This is a genomic window from Alcanivorax xiamenensis (assembly GCF_009846745.1).
GTDB lineage: Bacteria > Pseudomonadota > Gammaproteobacteria > Pseudomonadales > Alcanivoracaceae > Alloalcanivorax > Alloalcanivorax xiamenensis.
In genome coordinates this window covers 15,684-28,757 of sequence record NZ_AQPF01000007.1, presented here as the reverse complement: position 1 = coordinate 28,757, position 13,074 = coordinate 15,684, and the positions used below count along the sequence as shown (strand labels likewise).

Annotated in this window: 14 protein-coding genes; 9 read left to right on the top strand and 5 right to left on the bottom strand. The window is 63.2% G+C overall.

Annotated elements, in window-relative coordinates; all coding sequences use genetic code 11:
• The first annotated feature begins 128 nt into the window (after nucleotides 1-128).
• From pyrC to A6D6_RS06715, 8 genes are all read left to right on the top strand, one after another.
• On the top strand, nucleotides 129-1,166 hold the full coding sequence (gene pyrC / locus A6D6_RS06745) for a dihydroorotase (protein ID WP_133492090.1): 1,038 nt from the start codon (nucleotides 129-131) through the stop codon (nucleotides 1,164-1,166).
• Entirely contained in the window at nucleotides 1,163-2,053 is an 891-nt protein-coding gene (locus A6D6_RS06740; RefSeq protein WP_236564011.1) for a CobW family GTP-binding protein, read from the top strand. The genes pyrC and A6D6_RS06740 overlap by 4 nt, the downstream gene beginning before the upstream one ends.
• Entirely contained in the window at nucleotides 1,962-2,153 is a 192-nt protein-coding gene (locus A6D6_RS21845; protein WP_236564010.1) for a hypothetical protein, read from the top strand. Before A6D6_RS06740 ends, A6D6_RS21845 begins: the two co-directional genes overlap by 92 nt.
• Nucleotides 2,154-2,181: 28 nt before the next feature.
• Complete coding sequence (locus A6D6_RS22090; RefSeq protein WP_201303721.1) at nucleotides 2,182-3,099, top strand: ZrgA family zinc uptake protein; 918 nt, start codon at nucleotides 2,182-2,184, stop codon at nucleotides 3,097-3,099.
• A 39-nt stretch (nucleotides 3,100-3,138) separates the two neighbouring features.
• The gene (locus tag A6D6_RS06730; protein ID WP_159660291.1) at nucleotides 3,139-3,822 is read left to right on the top strand and encodes an ABC transporter ATP-binding protein; all 684 of its coding nucleotides are present in this window, start codon (nucleotides 3,139-3,141) and stop codon (nucleotides 3,820-3,822) included.
• Nucleotides 3,807-5,063 (top strand): ABC transporter permease, encoded by a 1,257-nt coding sequence (locus tag A6D6_RS06725; protein WP_133492094.1) that lies wholly within the window; start codon nucleotides 3,807-3,809, stop codon nucleotides 5,061-5,063. The genes A6D6_RS06730 and A6D6_RS06725 overlap by 16 nt, the downstream gene beginning before the upstream one ends.
• Nucleotides 5,064-5,078: 15 nt before the next feature.
• Nucleotides 5,079-5,603 (top strand): DUF3299 domain-containing protein, encoded by a 525-nt coding sequence (locus A6D6_RS06720; RefSeq protein ID WP_133492095.1) that lies wholly within the window; start codon nucleotides 5,079-5,081, stop codon nucleotides 5,601-5,603.
• A gap of 213 nt (nucleotides 5,604-5,816) precedes the next feature.
• A complete protein-coding gene (locus tag A6D6_RS06715) occupies nucleotides 5,817-7,988 on the top strand; it encodes an acetyl-CoA hydrolase/transferase C-terminal domain-containing protein (protein ID WP_159660290.1) in 2,172 nt (723 codons plus the stop codon).
• 156 nt (nucleotides 7,989-8,144) lie between these two features.
• Here A6D6_RS06715 and A6D6_RS06710 read toward each other — a convergent pair whose 3' ends face one another.
• The 5 genes from A6D6_RS06710 to A6D6_RS06690 form a co-directional block, all read right to left on the bottom strand.
• A complete protein-coding gene (locus A6D6_RS06710; RefSeq protein WP_133492097.1) occupies nucleotides 8,145-8,687 on the bottom strand; it encodes a DUF4282 domain-containing protein in 543 nt (180 codons plus the stop codon).
• Nucleotides 8,681-9,718: a DUF2804 domain-containing protein gene (locus tag A6D6_RS06705; protein ID WP_159660289.1), complete on the bottom strand. Its 1,038-nt coding sequence runs from the start codon at nucleotides 9,716-9,718 to the stop codon at nucleotides 8,681-8,683. Before A6D6_RS06705 ends, A6D6_RS06710 begins: the two co-directional genes overlap by 7 nt.
• Nucleotides 9,718-10,470 carry a DUF1853 family protein gene (locus A6D6_RS06700; RefSeq protein ID WP_255433147.1) on the bottom strand — a complete coding sequence of 251 codons (753 nt, stop codon included), beginning with the start codon at nucleotides 10,468-10,470 and terminating at the stop codon, nucleotides 9,718-9,720. The genes A6D6_RS06705 and A6D6_RS06700 overlap by 1 nt, the downstream gene beginning before the upstream one ends.
• 52 nt (nucleotides 10,471-10,522) lie before the next feature.
• A complete protein-coding gene (locus tag A6D6_RS06695; protein WP_097058181.1) occupies nucleotides 10,523-11,065 on the bottom strand; it encodes a PadR family transcriptional regulator in 543 nt (180 codons plus the stop codon).
• A gap of 235 nt (nucleotides 11,066-11,300) precedes the next feature.
• Nucleotides 11,301-11,978, bottom strand: a complete 678-nt coding sequence (locus tag A6D6_RS06690; protein ID WP_159660288.1) for a hypothetical protein — start codon at nucleotides 11,976-11,978, stop codon at nucleotides 11,301-11,303.
• Between the two features lie 489 nt (nucleotides 11,979-12,467).
• Between A6D6_RS06690 and A6D6_RS06685 the strand changes: the two genes are divergently transcribed.
• Entirely contained in the window at nucleotides 12,468-12,938 is a 471-nt protein-coding gene (locus tag A6D6_RS06685) for a YbjN domain-containing protein (RefSeq protein ID WP_133492101.1), read from the top strand.
• Nucleotides 12,939-13,074: the final 136 nt, after the last annotated feature.

The following is a 13,074-nucleotide window of genomic DNA, read 5'->3' as shown; positions in this document are numbered from 1 at the left end:
GTTGTGATTTTTTCTGTTTTTGTTATGTTATAACAAATTGGCGCAATGCCATGGGAAACCGGTTCTTCAGGGCAAGTGCCGGCGGTTTTTCGTATCATGGCACTTTTCCCGGAACCGACAGTTTTCCTATGACCGATACCCTCACACTTTGCCGCCCCGATGATTGGCACCTGCATTTTCGCGACGGTGCCATGCTGGCCGAGACCGTGCCGGTGACCGCACGGGTGTTCCGCCGCGCCATTGTCATGCCCAACCTGACTCCGCCGGTCACCACCGTGGCCCAGGCCGAGGCCTATAGGCAGCGCATCGTGCCCCACATTCCCGCCGGCGTGGCGTTCGAACCGCTGATGGTGCTTTACCTCACCGACGAGACGCCGGTGGAGGAGGTGGCAAGGGCGGCCGCCAGCGGCTTTGTGCATGCCTTCAAACTGTATCCCGCCGGTGCCACCACCAACTCCGACAGCGGCGTTACCGATCCGTCACGGATCGCCCATCTCTATGAGGCGATGGAGAAGCACGATGTACCGTTGCTGGTTCACGGGGAGGTGACCGAGGCGGAGATCGACGTGTTCGATCGGGAGAAGGTCTTCATCGACCGTTATCTCACCGATATTCGCCGCCGTTTCCCAGCCTTGCGCATTGTGTTCGAACACGTCACCACCGGTGAAGCGGTGGATTTCGTCAAGGACTCCGGCGACGCCACCGCCGCCACCGTGACACCGCAGCACCTGATGATGAACCGCAATGATCTGCTGGTGGGCGGCGTGCGCCCGCATAATTACTGCCTGCCGGTGCTCAAGCGCCGCACCCATCAGGAGCGTATTCAACAGGCGGTGCTGGAAGGGCATCCGCGCTTCTTCCTGGGCACTGACTCCGCTCCGCACGCCCGCGACAAGAAAGAAGCCGCCTGCGGTTGCGCCGGCTGTTATTCGGCGCGGGCGGCGCTGCCGTTGTACGCCACTTTCCTGGAGCGTCATGGCGCGCTGGACAAACTGGAAGGCTTCGCCAGTCATTTCGGCGCGGATTTTTATCGCCTTCCCCGCAATCCGGACACCATTACCCTGCGGCGGGAACCCTGGGCGGTACCGCAACAGGTGCAGGCCGCCGGTGAAGAGTTGGTGCCGTTCCTGGCCGGCGAAACGCTGCCCTGGTCGGTCGCGCCGTGACCCCTTTGCCGGTGGTGGTGCTGACCGGCTTTCTCGGCAGCGGCAAAACCACGGTGCTGAATCACTGGCTGTCCGGGCGCGATGATCTGGCGGTGATCATCAATGAGCTGGGGCAGGTGGGCATCGACCAGGCGCTGGTGGGTGAGGCATCGGCGCCGGTAAGTCTGCTGGCCGGCGGTTGCGTCTGCTGCACGGTGCAAGGGTCGTTGCGCACCACCTTGCGCAACCTGTTCATGGCCCGTGCCGCCGGCGACGTGCCGCGCTTTTCCACCGTATTGGTGGAAACCACCGGCGCCGCCGATCCTTTCGGCGTCACCTCGGTGCTGGAACAGGATCCATGGCTGCGGCGTCATTTTCAGCTGCGATCGGTGATCACCACGGTGGACGCCCGATCCGGCATGGCGGGGTTGAGCCGGCATCCCGAGGTGATCGAGCAGGTGCGTGCCGCCGATGTGCTGTTGCTGACCAAGGCGGATCAGGTGGAACTGGAACAACGCGGGCCTCTGGAAGCCGCCCTGGCGGAATTGAACTCCGCCGCCGAACGGCAGTGGAGCGAACAGGGGCGGGTGGAACCGGCGTTGCTGGATCGCGCCTTTCCACGCCGTTGCCGGGTCACCGGGCAGCTGAGCGCGGTGGCCGGCGCCGCCAGCGGCGCCAGAGGCGGGCCGCCACCGGCTGCACGCCGCCGACCTGCGTTGGCGCGGCGCGGTGGACTATTTCGCGCTGCAGCCATTGTGGGCGGACCTGCTGGAGCGGTGTGGCCCGCGTCTGGTGCGGCTCAAGGCGCTGGTGGCGGTGGACAAACTGGATGGGCCCTTGTTGGTCCAAGGCGTGGGTGGCCAGCCATTGGAGGTGTCGCCGCTGCCGTCGTGGCCTGGTGGCGATGAGGGTAGCCGGCTGGTGCTGATTACCGATGGCGACGACCCGGTCTTTCCCGGCCAGTGCCTGGCGGCGTTCCGCGCGGAGCTGGATTCCATACGGCACTGACATTCTGCATATAAAGAGGAGCACCACCATGCGACGGTTGGCGATAGTGATGGCGTTGAGCACGGCGGCGGGGCTGGCCCAGGCGGCGGGCCCCCATGTGCATGGACAGGGCAATCTGGACCTGGCCATGGCCGGCGGCACTCTGCTGGTGGAACTGTCGCTGCCGGCGGCGGATGTGGTGGGGTTTGAACATGCTCCCCGGAACGATGAGCAGACGGCTCTGTTGGAAGATGCCCTGGCCCGGCTTGGCAAGGGCACCAATGTGCTGGAGCCGGCACCCGCCGCCGCCTGCAAGGTAACTCGCGAGAGCGTGCACAGTGGCCTCTCCGATTCCGAAGCCGAAGAGCATGATCATGGAGAAGAAAGCCATGATCATGGCGTCGACCACGACCACGACCACGACCACGACCACGACCACGACCACGACCACGACCACGACCACGACCACGACCACGACCACGACCACGACCACGACCACGACCACGACCACGACCACGACCACGACCACGACCACGACCACGACCACGACCACGACCACGACCACGACCACGACCACGACCACGACCACGACCACGACCACGACCACGACCACGACCACGACCACGACCACGACCACGACCACGACCACGACCACGACCACGACCACGACCACGACCACGACCACGACCACGACCACGACCACGACCACGACCACGACCACGACCACGACCACGACCACGACCACGACCACGACCACGACCACGACCACGACCACGGTGGCCATGCCGACTTCGAAGCGCGTTATCGCTGGCACTGCGATCACCCGGAAAAACTGGCGTGGATCGATGTGCCGTTGCTGGAATTCCTTAACGGCGTCACGCTCAAGGTGCAACTGGTCACCGATCAGGGCGCCCGTGCCGATACCCTGAAGGCACCCGACACCCGGTTGTCCATGGACGTGCAATGAGGACGTTGCAATTGAGAGAGGCACAACGCGGGAGGAGTAATGAGCACTGAGGTGCTGCGCTGCCAGGACCTGATTTTCGGCTGGCGCGAGACACCGGTGCTGGTGCTGGAATCGCTTTGCGTGGCCGCCGGGGAGAGGGTGTTTCTGAGTGGTCCCAGCGGTTCCGGCAAGTCCTCGTTACTGGCCCTGATCGCCGGTCTGGTGCTGCCGCGACAGGGCAGCGTCGCGGTGGCCGGGCAGGACCTGGCGGGCCTTTCCGCCGCCGGCCGTGATCGCTGGCGGGCCCGTCACCTGGGCATCATTTTCCAGCAGTTCAACCTGGTGCCGTACCTGAGCGGCCTGGACAACGTGCTGCTGGCCGCGTCGCTCTCCGGTATTGGCCGTGCGCCCGGCAAGGAGCAGGCGCTGGCGCTGGCGCAGCGCCTGGAACTGTCGGAAACACTGCTGGCCCGGAAAGCCACGGAGCTATCGGTGGGGCAGCAGCAGCGGGTGGCCGCGGTGCGGGCGATGATCGCCGAACCGGCGCTGCTGATCGCCGACGAGCCCACCTCGGCACTGGACGATCGCCGCCGGGACCACTTCATGACGCTGTTGCTGCGTGAGAGCGAACGCCAGAACAGCGCGGTATTGTTCGTCAGCCACGATCAACGGCTGGCGGCGCATTTCGACCGCCATCTTGATTTGCCCACCCTCAACGGAGCGACGCCATGCTCTGGCGATTGACCCTGCGCAGCCTCTGGCATCGCCGCGCCACCCTGGTGCTGGTGGTGCTGGCGATTGCTTTGAGCACCGCCTTGCTGGCGGGCGTGGAGCGGGTCCGCCAGGAAACCCGCGACCGTTTCACCAGTACGGTTTCCGGAGTGGACCTGATCGTCGGCAAACCCAGCGGTGCTCTGAATCTGCTGCTCTATAGTGTGTTCCGCCTGGGTGAGCCGGTGGCGAACCTGGACTGGGGAAGCGTCGAGGCGATCACCAAGCGGCCGGAAGTGGCGTGGGTGGTGCCGATCTCCCTCGGCGACAATCTGCGTGGTTTTCCGGTGGTGGGGACCACCACCGATTATTTCCGTTATTACCGTTATGGTCGCGATGAACCACTGCGTTTCAGTGACGGAGAACCGTTCGATGATGTGTTCGACGCGGTGCTGGGCGCCGGGGTGGCGGCGCGGCTGGGACTGAAAGTAGGCGACGAGGTGGTGCTGGGGCATGGCACCGGCACGGTGTCGGTGCGGCGCCATGACACCATGCCGTTCAAGGTCCGTGGCGTGCTCGCCGCCACCGGCACGCCGGTGGACCAGTCGGTGCATATCTCACTGGCGGCAATGACCGCGATCCACCTGGATTGGGTGGCGGGTACACCGCTGCCGGGCCGCCACACCAGTCCGGATCAAGCGCGTGCCCGTGATCTGCAGCCGGATTCGGTGACCTCGCTGCTGGTGGGACTGAATTCCCGGGTCGCGGTGTTCCAGATGCAGCGCTGGATCAACACCCGGGCGCCGGAACCCTTGCAGGCGGTGATCCCCGGCGTCGCCCTGGGCCAGATGTGGCGCATGCTGGGAATGGTGGAACAGGCGTTAAGGGTGATCTCGGTGGCGGTGCTCGGTGTCGCCCTGTTGGTGATGCTCAGCGCCTTGCTCACCGCGCTCAACGAACGGCGCCGGGAGATGGCGATTCTCCGTGCCCTGGGGGCGCGGCCCTGGCAGATCGGACTGTTGATGGTGGGGGAGAGCGCTTTGCTGTCCCTGGTGGGCGTGGTGGTGGGGGTGCTGCTGTTGCAGGGGGTGGCCGCTTTGGTGATGCCGGTACTGAGCGAGCGACTGGGCATGGCGCTGAGTCTGTGGCGGCCAGCACCACTGGAAGCGCTGTGGTTGCTGGTGGTGCTGGTCAGCGGCATGCTGGTCGGCTTGATTCCGGCCTGGCGGGCCTATCGTCACACCCTCAGTGACGGGCTCACGCCACGCTATTAGAGAGGTCGAGAGAGTATGCGATTCGCTTTGGTGATGGTGTTGGCGATGCTGACGCTGATGGCGCGGGCAACGCCGGTGACACTGGAATGGGACCATCTGATTCCGGAGGACTGGAATCCGGAAAAGGAGGTCAACGAACTGGCGGAGCGTATCAACCGCACCGAGGATGAGGACCCCGAGGCGATGTCGATCATGGATGACATCCAGGCGCTGTGGAACAGCGCGCCCTTGCAGGAAAGTCTGGACGACAAGGACATCCGGCTGGTCGGGTTCGGCGTGCCGTTGGAGGGCGATGCCGACCATGTGCGCGAATTTTTGCTGGTGCCGTATTTCGGTGCCTGCATTCATGCGCCACCGCCGCCGCGCAATCAGATCATCCTGGTCCGCGCCAGCGGCAAGGGCGTGCCGCTGGATGCGATCATGGGGGCGCTGCAAGTCACCGGCACCCTGAAAGTGACCCCGGAAGAGACCGAATACGGCCAGGCCGGCTACAGCATGAAAGCCAGCGACGTGAAGATTATCTCCGAGCCGCTGTATTAGGCGCTGAGGCGCGGCACGTTATTCGCTGCCAAGGCAGCTTCCCACAGCGGCTTCGTAGTCCTTTCTGTGGGAAGCTGCCTTGGCGGCGAAAACGGCGCATGAAACGCGGCTTCTCGGCAAAACAATGTCTGACGGACGTATAGGAGCGGCGCTATTCATCTAAAGAAAGGCCCGCGATATGCTGTCGTCTGATCTGGAATGATGGAGTCAGCCATGCCGCAACACATGGACAACGCCGAACAGGCGGTGGACCGGGTTCTTGAACTCACCGGCGGCGAGGTGCGCCTGGGGATGCCGCTGGGCCTCGGCAAACCCAACCGTTTCGTCAATGCGTTGTACCAAAGGGTGAAGGCCGACCCCAACCTGTCCCTGGAAATTTATACCGCCCTGTCCCTGGGGCGGCCCGGTGCCGGCAGCGACCTGGAGCGCCGCTTTCTCGAGCCGTTCGCCGACCGCGTGTTCGCTGATTATGAGGAGCTGGACTATCTGCACGCGGTGCGCAAGGACGCCTTGCCGGAGAACATCCGCGTGTTCGAGTTCTTCTTCCAGCCGGGCAGCCTGTTGAACAGTACGGACGCCCAGCGGCATTACATCAGCGTCAACTACACCCACGCCGCCCGCGACATCAATGCCCGGGGCGTCAATGTGGTGGCGCAACTGCTGGCCACGCGGGAACGTGATGGCCGGCGCCAGTACAGCTTTTCCTGCAACCCGGAAGTGACCCTGGAGCTGCTGCCCATACTCAAGGCGCGCCGCGATGCCGGTGAAACCATCGTCGCGGTGGGGCAGGTGCATCACGATTTGCCGTTCATGGAGAACGATGCGTCCCTGGAGCGCTGGTTGCCGGAAATGGACATTCTTCTGGATGACGAACAGGCGCGGACCCGTTTGTTTTCCACCCCGAACATGCCGGTCAGCCACCAGGACCATTTCATTGGTTTGCACGCCAGCACCCTGGTTCGTGATGGCGGTACTTTGCAGATTGGTATCGGCGCTCTCGGCGATGCCCTGGTGCATCACACCCTGCGCCGGCAACACCACAACGATGAATACCGTGCCCTGCTGGGGCAATTGCCGATGTCCGACAGCCAGCGACAACTGATCGAACGTGAGGGCGGGGTGGGGCCGTTTCAGCAGGGACTTTACGGCTGCAGCGAAATGATGACCCACGGGCTGCTGACCCTGATCGATGACGGCATTATCCGCCGTGCCGTCTACGACTGGCCGGCGCTGCAACGGCGGGCGCTGGCGGACGCGGCGCTGACGCCGACCCTGGCGTTGCTGGATGATCTGCGCGCCGGTGGTGACCTGCCGGCGCGGCTCGGCGCCGACGATCTGAGCCGGCTGCGCCGCTACGGTATTGTTCAGGAGGAACTGGCGCTGCGGGACGGCGGCGATAACCTGTCGCTGCCCAACGGCGTGGTGGTACCCAATGATCTGGAGCAACGCGCCACCCGCGAGGCGCTCAAGTCGGTGCTGGGCCGCCGGCTGCTGGGCGGCATCGTCATGCACGGCGGTTTCTTCCTGGGGCCGCGGGCGTTCTACCAGCGCCTGCGTGAACTGGACGACGAGACCCGCGCGGCCATCAACATGACGCGGGTGAATTACATCAATGATCTGTTCGGTGAGGAGGCCATTTGCCGTTTGCAGCGGCGCGATGCCCGTTTCATCAACAGCGCTTTTTCCATCACCCTGCTGGGCGCGGCGGTGGCGGATCAGTTGGACGATGGCCGCGTCCTTAGCGGTGTTGGCGGCCAATATAACTTCGTCGCCCAGGCCCATGAGCTGGCCGGCGCCCGCTCCATTCTGATGGTCCGGGCCTGGCGTGAGCGTGGTGGGGAAGCGCAATCCAATGTGGTGTTCTCCTATGCCCACAACACCATTCCCCGGCACTTGCGCGATGTCGTGGTGACCGAATACGGGGTCGCCGATTTACGCGGGCGCAGTGACGAGGAAGTGGTGATGGCGACGCTCAACATCACCGACAGCCGTTTCCAGGCGCAATTGTTGGAACAGGCCCAGGAAGCGGGCAAGTTGCGGCGGGATTATCAGATCCCGGAAGCGCACCGACACAATACCCCGGAAGCGCTGGAGCGTCTGGCGGCCCGGGCCGGTGCCGGGGCTCTGCCGCCGTTCCCGCTGGGCAGTGATTTCACCAGTACCGAGCAGCGCGTTCTGGAAGCCCTGACCTGGCTCAAGGCCAAGGTCAGCCAGAAGGAATACCTCAAGCTGGGCCGCAAGGCGCTGTTCCAGGACCATCACGCGGAACGCCACGGCGAGGCACTGGAGCGGATGGGGCTGGCTGACCCGGACGGCTTGCGCGAGCGGCTGTATCAGCGCCTGCTGCTGACGGCGTTGGAGGCGACCAGGTCTCGCTGGAATTGACGGTTGATAGTGGACCGTTGAGAGCGAAAAGAACCGCTGTGGGAAGCTTGCTTGCAAGCGAATATTGCCAAGCGCCTGAGTGAGCCCCTTCGCTTGCAAGCATGCTTCCCACGGTGGCTAAAGATCAGGCTGTTCCAGGATCTTTTCCTTTCTGCTTCAGCGGTTGTCGTCGTCGTTGCCGTCTTCGCTGTCCTTCTCCTTGCCCGGCCGGCCACGTCCGGACAGCACCCGCCAGAACGGGATGCGGCGGGTCACCGCCACCATTTCATCCACGGTATCACCGATGCCGGAGAGCCGGTCCACGGTATCGCGCAGTCCCACCAACTGGTCGACGTGCTCGGAGATCTTGAACACCACCATGTAGAACTCGAGCAGGGCGCGCAGGGCCGACGCCATGAACAGGAACCCCAGCGGCGCGCCGATGAACAAAAAGAACAGGCCGCGCCAGGTGGAGGTCATGAACGCTTCCACCGTGAGATACAGCAGCCCCAGGGCGATGGCGGCAAGCGCCACGCCGTAGACGCCGGGAATCACCTGGATGATCATGTAGCGGTCGAAGCGAAAACTCACCAGCTCTTTCCAGTACTGCACCATCCAGAACAGAGCGCGGCGCAGCTTTTCATTGAAGGGGTCATGGGCCGGCGGGGATTGAGGCTCGCCGGTTTCGGGCGTGGTGTCGTCGTTGCGCGGATCTACCATTTGGCGTATTGCTCCTCGACAAAGCCGGGCTGGCCGGAAAGGGTCAGGGTGGTGCCATCGGGCAGCGTGAGCTCGCCATGGAACACCCCGAAAAGTTGATGGAAGTTGCTGGCGAACAGCGCCAGATCAAGGCGCTCGCGGTGTTCGCCGCGCGGCTCGAAGCTCAGCCGGAGACGGCCGCAGCGGCTGTGCATTTCCCACCGGGCCATGAGATTGTCCCGCTGATAATCAAAGCTGACCCCGTCGAGTTTGATCAAACGGCCATCCAACCACAGGCAGTTTTCGTTGACGCTGGTTTCGTTGACGCCACAGGACACGTTCAGCCCCACCCGGTGACCGTCGATACAGGCGGAGAAACAGGCCCAGTTCCAGAACGTTTCGCGGCGCATGTAACCGGCGGAGAAATCATGATGGCCACCGACATTGCCCAGATCCGCCAGTGACCATTCACGGCCGCGCCAGCGCAACCGGCCGCGCAGCCCGACGCCGGCCACTTTGTTGGCGTAGACCCAGCCATTGATGCCGGTGCGGGTGCACAGGGACATGGGCTGGTAGCCGTCCGGCTCTTCCAGGGTGACATCCAGGTCGAGCCCGGCACCGCGCACGGTCAGGGACTTCTCCCGGTGGCCGCCGCTGGCGCGATAGCCCAGCGTGATGTCGGTGCCGCCGCGACGGAAGCGGCTTTCGCCGTTCACCGGGGAGTCCGACATGCATAAACCGCGCCCCAGCGGTGCCCGCCAGGTGTGCTCTTCCAGGGTGCCGGTGGCGGGTTCGTAAATGTAGAGAAAGGCCACGCCCAGATAAGCGGTGTCCGCCAGGGCGCAGCCGATCAGCAAATCGTCGCTGATCACGCCGAGATACTGGAATTGCTTGTAATGGAAATGACGGGCCCGGCGCGAGGCGGGGGCGCCCATCGGCGTGCGGTAGTCGTAGGCGCGGCCGTTGACGGTGGCGACGGAATCGGGAAACAGGCCGAGCCGGACCTGTCCACACGGGGCCACCAGTGGTTCGGGTAAGGGATCGAAATGCATTAAAAGGGCCAAGTGTCCGGCACCAGAAAACCCGGTGCGTTGTTATCGGTGAGGATCATCACCACGGATTGTTTGCGCTGAACATAGTCGCGCAATTCGGTGGGGGCAACCGGTGCGGTGAAATTGTCCGACAACAACTCGGGAATGGCCCAAAAGGCCCGGGGCACCGGCCGGGCCGGGGTGGACCACTGCGCGGCCCGGCACCAGAAGCCGCGTTGATGTCCCCGAGCCGCTTGCGCTGGTGGCGGGCAGGGCGGCATCGGGTAGAACAAGCGCCCCCGAGTCAGCGCCTGCCGATGGTCGATCGGAGCCATGGGCGGTTCCGCCGCGCTCACATCCAGGCTGCGGGGCAGCTGGCGCTGAAACAGGTGTTCGGCTTTGCTTTGCAGAGTGTCGCGCGGATTGGGGCCGGGCCATCGGCCGTCGTGGCCGAGAAAGAACTTGAGCGCCAGTTCCCAGTGCAGGCGCCGGCCGCTGCCGTGGTCAAACAGCACCATATCCAACTCCCCCAGCGTGCGTCCCTGTCGGCGTAGCGGAACATTGCGTGCCAGCAGTTCAAGGCGCTGGCCATGGGCAAGCAGAGCGGCCACCAGGGCTTCGAACCAGTGGCCGAGACGACCTTGCAGGGGAGGGGCGCCCGCCGCGGCGGCGCGATGGGGCCAATCAGGATCCTCGGCCAGGCATTGGGCCAGCAGAACACCGGCATCCTGGTCGGCGCCCGCTGGTGTGGCGAACAGAGGCGGGGCTTCGATCAGCCATTGAAACAGGCGGATCGCCGGTGGCCCCTCGAACGGGATGGAGGTCTCAGTGTTGATGGCTCAGTGTGTCCTCCAGGACTTCCCGAACTTCCTCGGCCCAGGCCAGCCAGGCCTCCTGGTCGAGAATGCCCCGGCGCAGGGTAAGATGCTGAAAGCGGCTGTTGCCCTCGCTTTGTCGCTCCAGTTTTCTGGCCTCGGCTTCGAAGTTGGCGAGTCGCTCCTTGCGTTGCTGGACCAATTGATCCAGTTCGCCAAGCAGGGTTTCCGGATCGGCCAGGGCGGCTCCGGCGACCTTCACCATGAAGGCGTCCCGGACCCGGGCCGGTGCCGCCGGGCGGCGCAACCATCGCACCAGTTCCTGTCGCCCTTCATCGGTAATGCGGTACAGCTTTTTATCTGGCTTTCCGTCCTGGGGCACATGGCGATAATGCACCATGTTCTGCTCGTTCAATTTTCCCAGTTCCAGATAGATCTGCTGGTGGGTGGCGTTCCACACCAGGCCGATGCTGTTGGCGAACTCCCGCGCGAGGTCGTAGCCGCTGGCTTCTTCGTCTTGTAACAGGACAAGAATGGCATGGCGCAATGACACGGCTGGCTCCTCGTTTTTTGTTTATCGGTCTCTCTACTGCGATAGTAGAGAGCGAAATTGTGCCTGCGCAATCCGTTGTATAAGCAGTTTTGTAAAAACTTAGTGAGGTTATATCCCTGCCTGATACCTAGGTAATACTTTGTTATGAAAGCGTTTTATTGATGAGTACAACGGATACATTCAGTGACGACATGTGCACAATAAGGGGGAATAAACAAGGAAACCGAGCACGAAATCAGAATGTCCTCTGCATGCCACAGTAATAGTGTACGGAGTGGAGCAACTGCTGGCGCTCCAATTTGGGGATGACCTTGCCGATCACACCGAAACTGGCCCGCCGGGTGGTATCGATGCCAACGGCCGCTACTTTACGTAAAATGGGACCAAAATGAAGCAGGGCCACTGGTTTTTCAAAATACCAGTCCAGAGCAACCTCGGTCATTTCACGCAGATAGGCGATCAGCGCATCGCGAGCCTCCGTCTCCCTGCCCTCATCCGCCAGCCGCCGTGCCTGGCGGCCTTTCTCCGCCAGAACTTCGTCGATGGGGAAGGCAACGTACCAGATGTCGCCGTTATTTGACTGGAAACGGATGTCATCCATATAGCGGGCGGCGGCCTGGCTCTGCGCCAGATCCATTTTCCTGGCGCTGCGGCCCACCACCAAGCCAGTGGCCTTGGCGATGGTGTCGCAGGCCACGCGGATCAGACGCATCTGTCCACTGCCAAGACCGGCCATTGCCGCCGGTTTTAGGAAGAAAACCTCCAATGCCTCCTCGACGAAGGTCCTCATGATCTTTTCCACGGTTTCGGGCTCCGCGCTTCGCGCCCCCCTCGCCATGCGGCGAATGAAGCCATCGGTGGTCTGGTGGAGGTCGTCGCTGGAGGGAAAAGCCACATAGGTCTTTGTCGTCATCGTTTGCTTCCGGTCTTTAATGAGCAGGCCCAGGCATGTTAGCGGTTCCCGGCCGGGGTGGGCACGGCCGCGGCGTCGTCATGCCGGGGCCGGATCGGCAAACGGTGAGTGGATCGGCTCTTTCTTTTGCCCGGCGAATGCCGGATGATGCGCCTCCCAAGAGCCTGTTCATGATCTTTACGCCACCGCGTTGCTGCTGGAAAAGCCGCCAGGCGGCGTCGCGGACTGCAGGCTTTGGTGGGGCCAAAGTCAAAGGCCGGGGCGTCGTTTGGCGGGCCTGTGCCCTCCGGGTATTTTCCAGCGCAACCCGAAGGGCCGGGTCCACTTTCCTTAGGTAGAGAGTGTCGCCAGGCCGCGATTACGCTTGTTTATGTAGATTGACTACACCGCACAATCGGAATCACGACCTGACGACACTTTCTACCAGGTGAACAGGGAACTCTGGCGCGGCGGCGTAAAGATTATGAACAGGCTCTACAGGAGAGAAGGATGATAACGGTGGTCACTCCCGACGCGGAACAGGTGACGCGTTGGCTGCAGCAGGCAAATATCCAGCACTATATTTGTGATCAGTGCCATGGGTTGCACCTGAGTGAGTTGCAGTCCCGGGAAGGGGTGGTGGACGCGCGCTTGTTCGTCGAGGAAGACGGTCTGTTACTGACCACGGAGCTGGAGATCCGCCCCGGTGCCTTGTTCGCGGTGCAGGCGGAACTGTCGGCTCTGAACATGCAGTATCCGTCCCTGAAACTGTTCCTGGACGTCAATGACGATTCCATGCCGAGGCTGGTGGCCTGCGACCTGCTGCTTGGCCGTCAGGGCGTGACCTTTGATCAGTTCATCTATTTCGTGCAGGCCACCGTGGACGGCACCGTACAACTGCTGGAAGAATGCCAGCAGGCGGGTTGGTTATTCTGGCCCGACGATGAGGGCGCGCCCTCGGAGCCCGGCGCGCTGCACTGAGCGTTTCCACCCGGAGCAATATCCCGGGACGCTTGAGGATGAGCGTCACTAGACGCTTGAGGATTCACCGAGGATCCTTCGCTGGAACCCACAATCAGCCCTTTTGACGCGCAGGCCGGTGAACGGCGGGCGCGGC

What these genes read in the sequence shown, in the direction of transcription:
- A6D6_RS06715 (WP_159660290.1), top strand. Translation starts at nt 5,817, where the DNA reads ATGCCGCAACACATGGACAACGCCGAACAGGCGGTGGACCGGGTTCTT.
- A6D6_RS06720 (WP_133492095.1), top strand. Translation starts at nt 5,079, where the DNA reads ATGCGATTCGCTTTGGTGATGGTGTTGGCGATGCTGACGCTGATGGCG.
- A6D6_RS06690 (WP_159660288.1), bottom strand. Translation starts at nt 11,978, where the DNA reads ATGACGACAAAGACCTATGTGGCTTTTCCCTCCAGCGACGACCTCCAC.
- A6D6_RS06685 (WP_133492101.1), top strand. Translation starts at nt 12,468, where the DNA reads ATGATAACGGTGGTCACTCCCGACGCGGAACAGGTGACGCGTTGGCTG.
- pyrC (WP_133492090.1), top strand. Translation starts at nt 129, where the DNA reads ATGACCGATACCCTCACACTTTGCCGCCCCGATGATTGGCACCTGCAT.
- A6D6_RS06710 (WP_133492097.1), bottom strand. Translation starts at nt 8,687, where the DNA reads ATGGTAGATCCGCGCAACGACGACACCACGCCCGAAACCGGCGAGCCT.
- A6D6_RS06705 (WP_159660289.1), bottom strand. Translation starts at nt 9,718, where the DNA reads ATGCATTTCGATCCCTTACCCGAACCACTGGTGGCCCCGTGTGGACAG.
- A6D6_RS06725 (WP_133492094.1), top strand. Translation starts at nt 3,807, where the DNA reads ATGCTCTGGCGATTGACCCTGCGCAGCCTCTGGCATCGCCGCGCCACC.
- A6D6_RS06730 (WP_159660291.1), top strand. Translation starts at nt 3,139, where the DNA reads ATGAGCACTGAGGTGCTGCGCTGCCAGGACCTGATTTTCGGCTGGCGC.
- A6D6_RS22090 (WP_201303721.1), top strand. Translation starts at nt 2,182, where the DNA reads ATGCGACGGTTGGCGATAGTGATGGCGTTGAGCACGGCGGCGGGGCTG.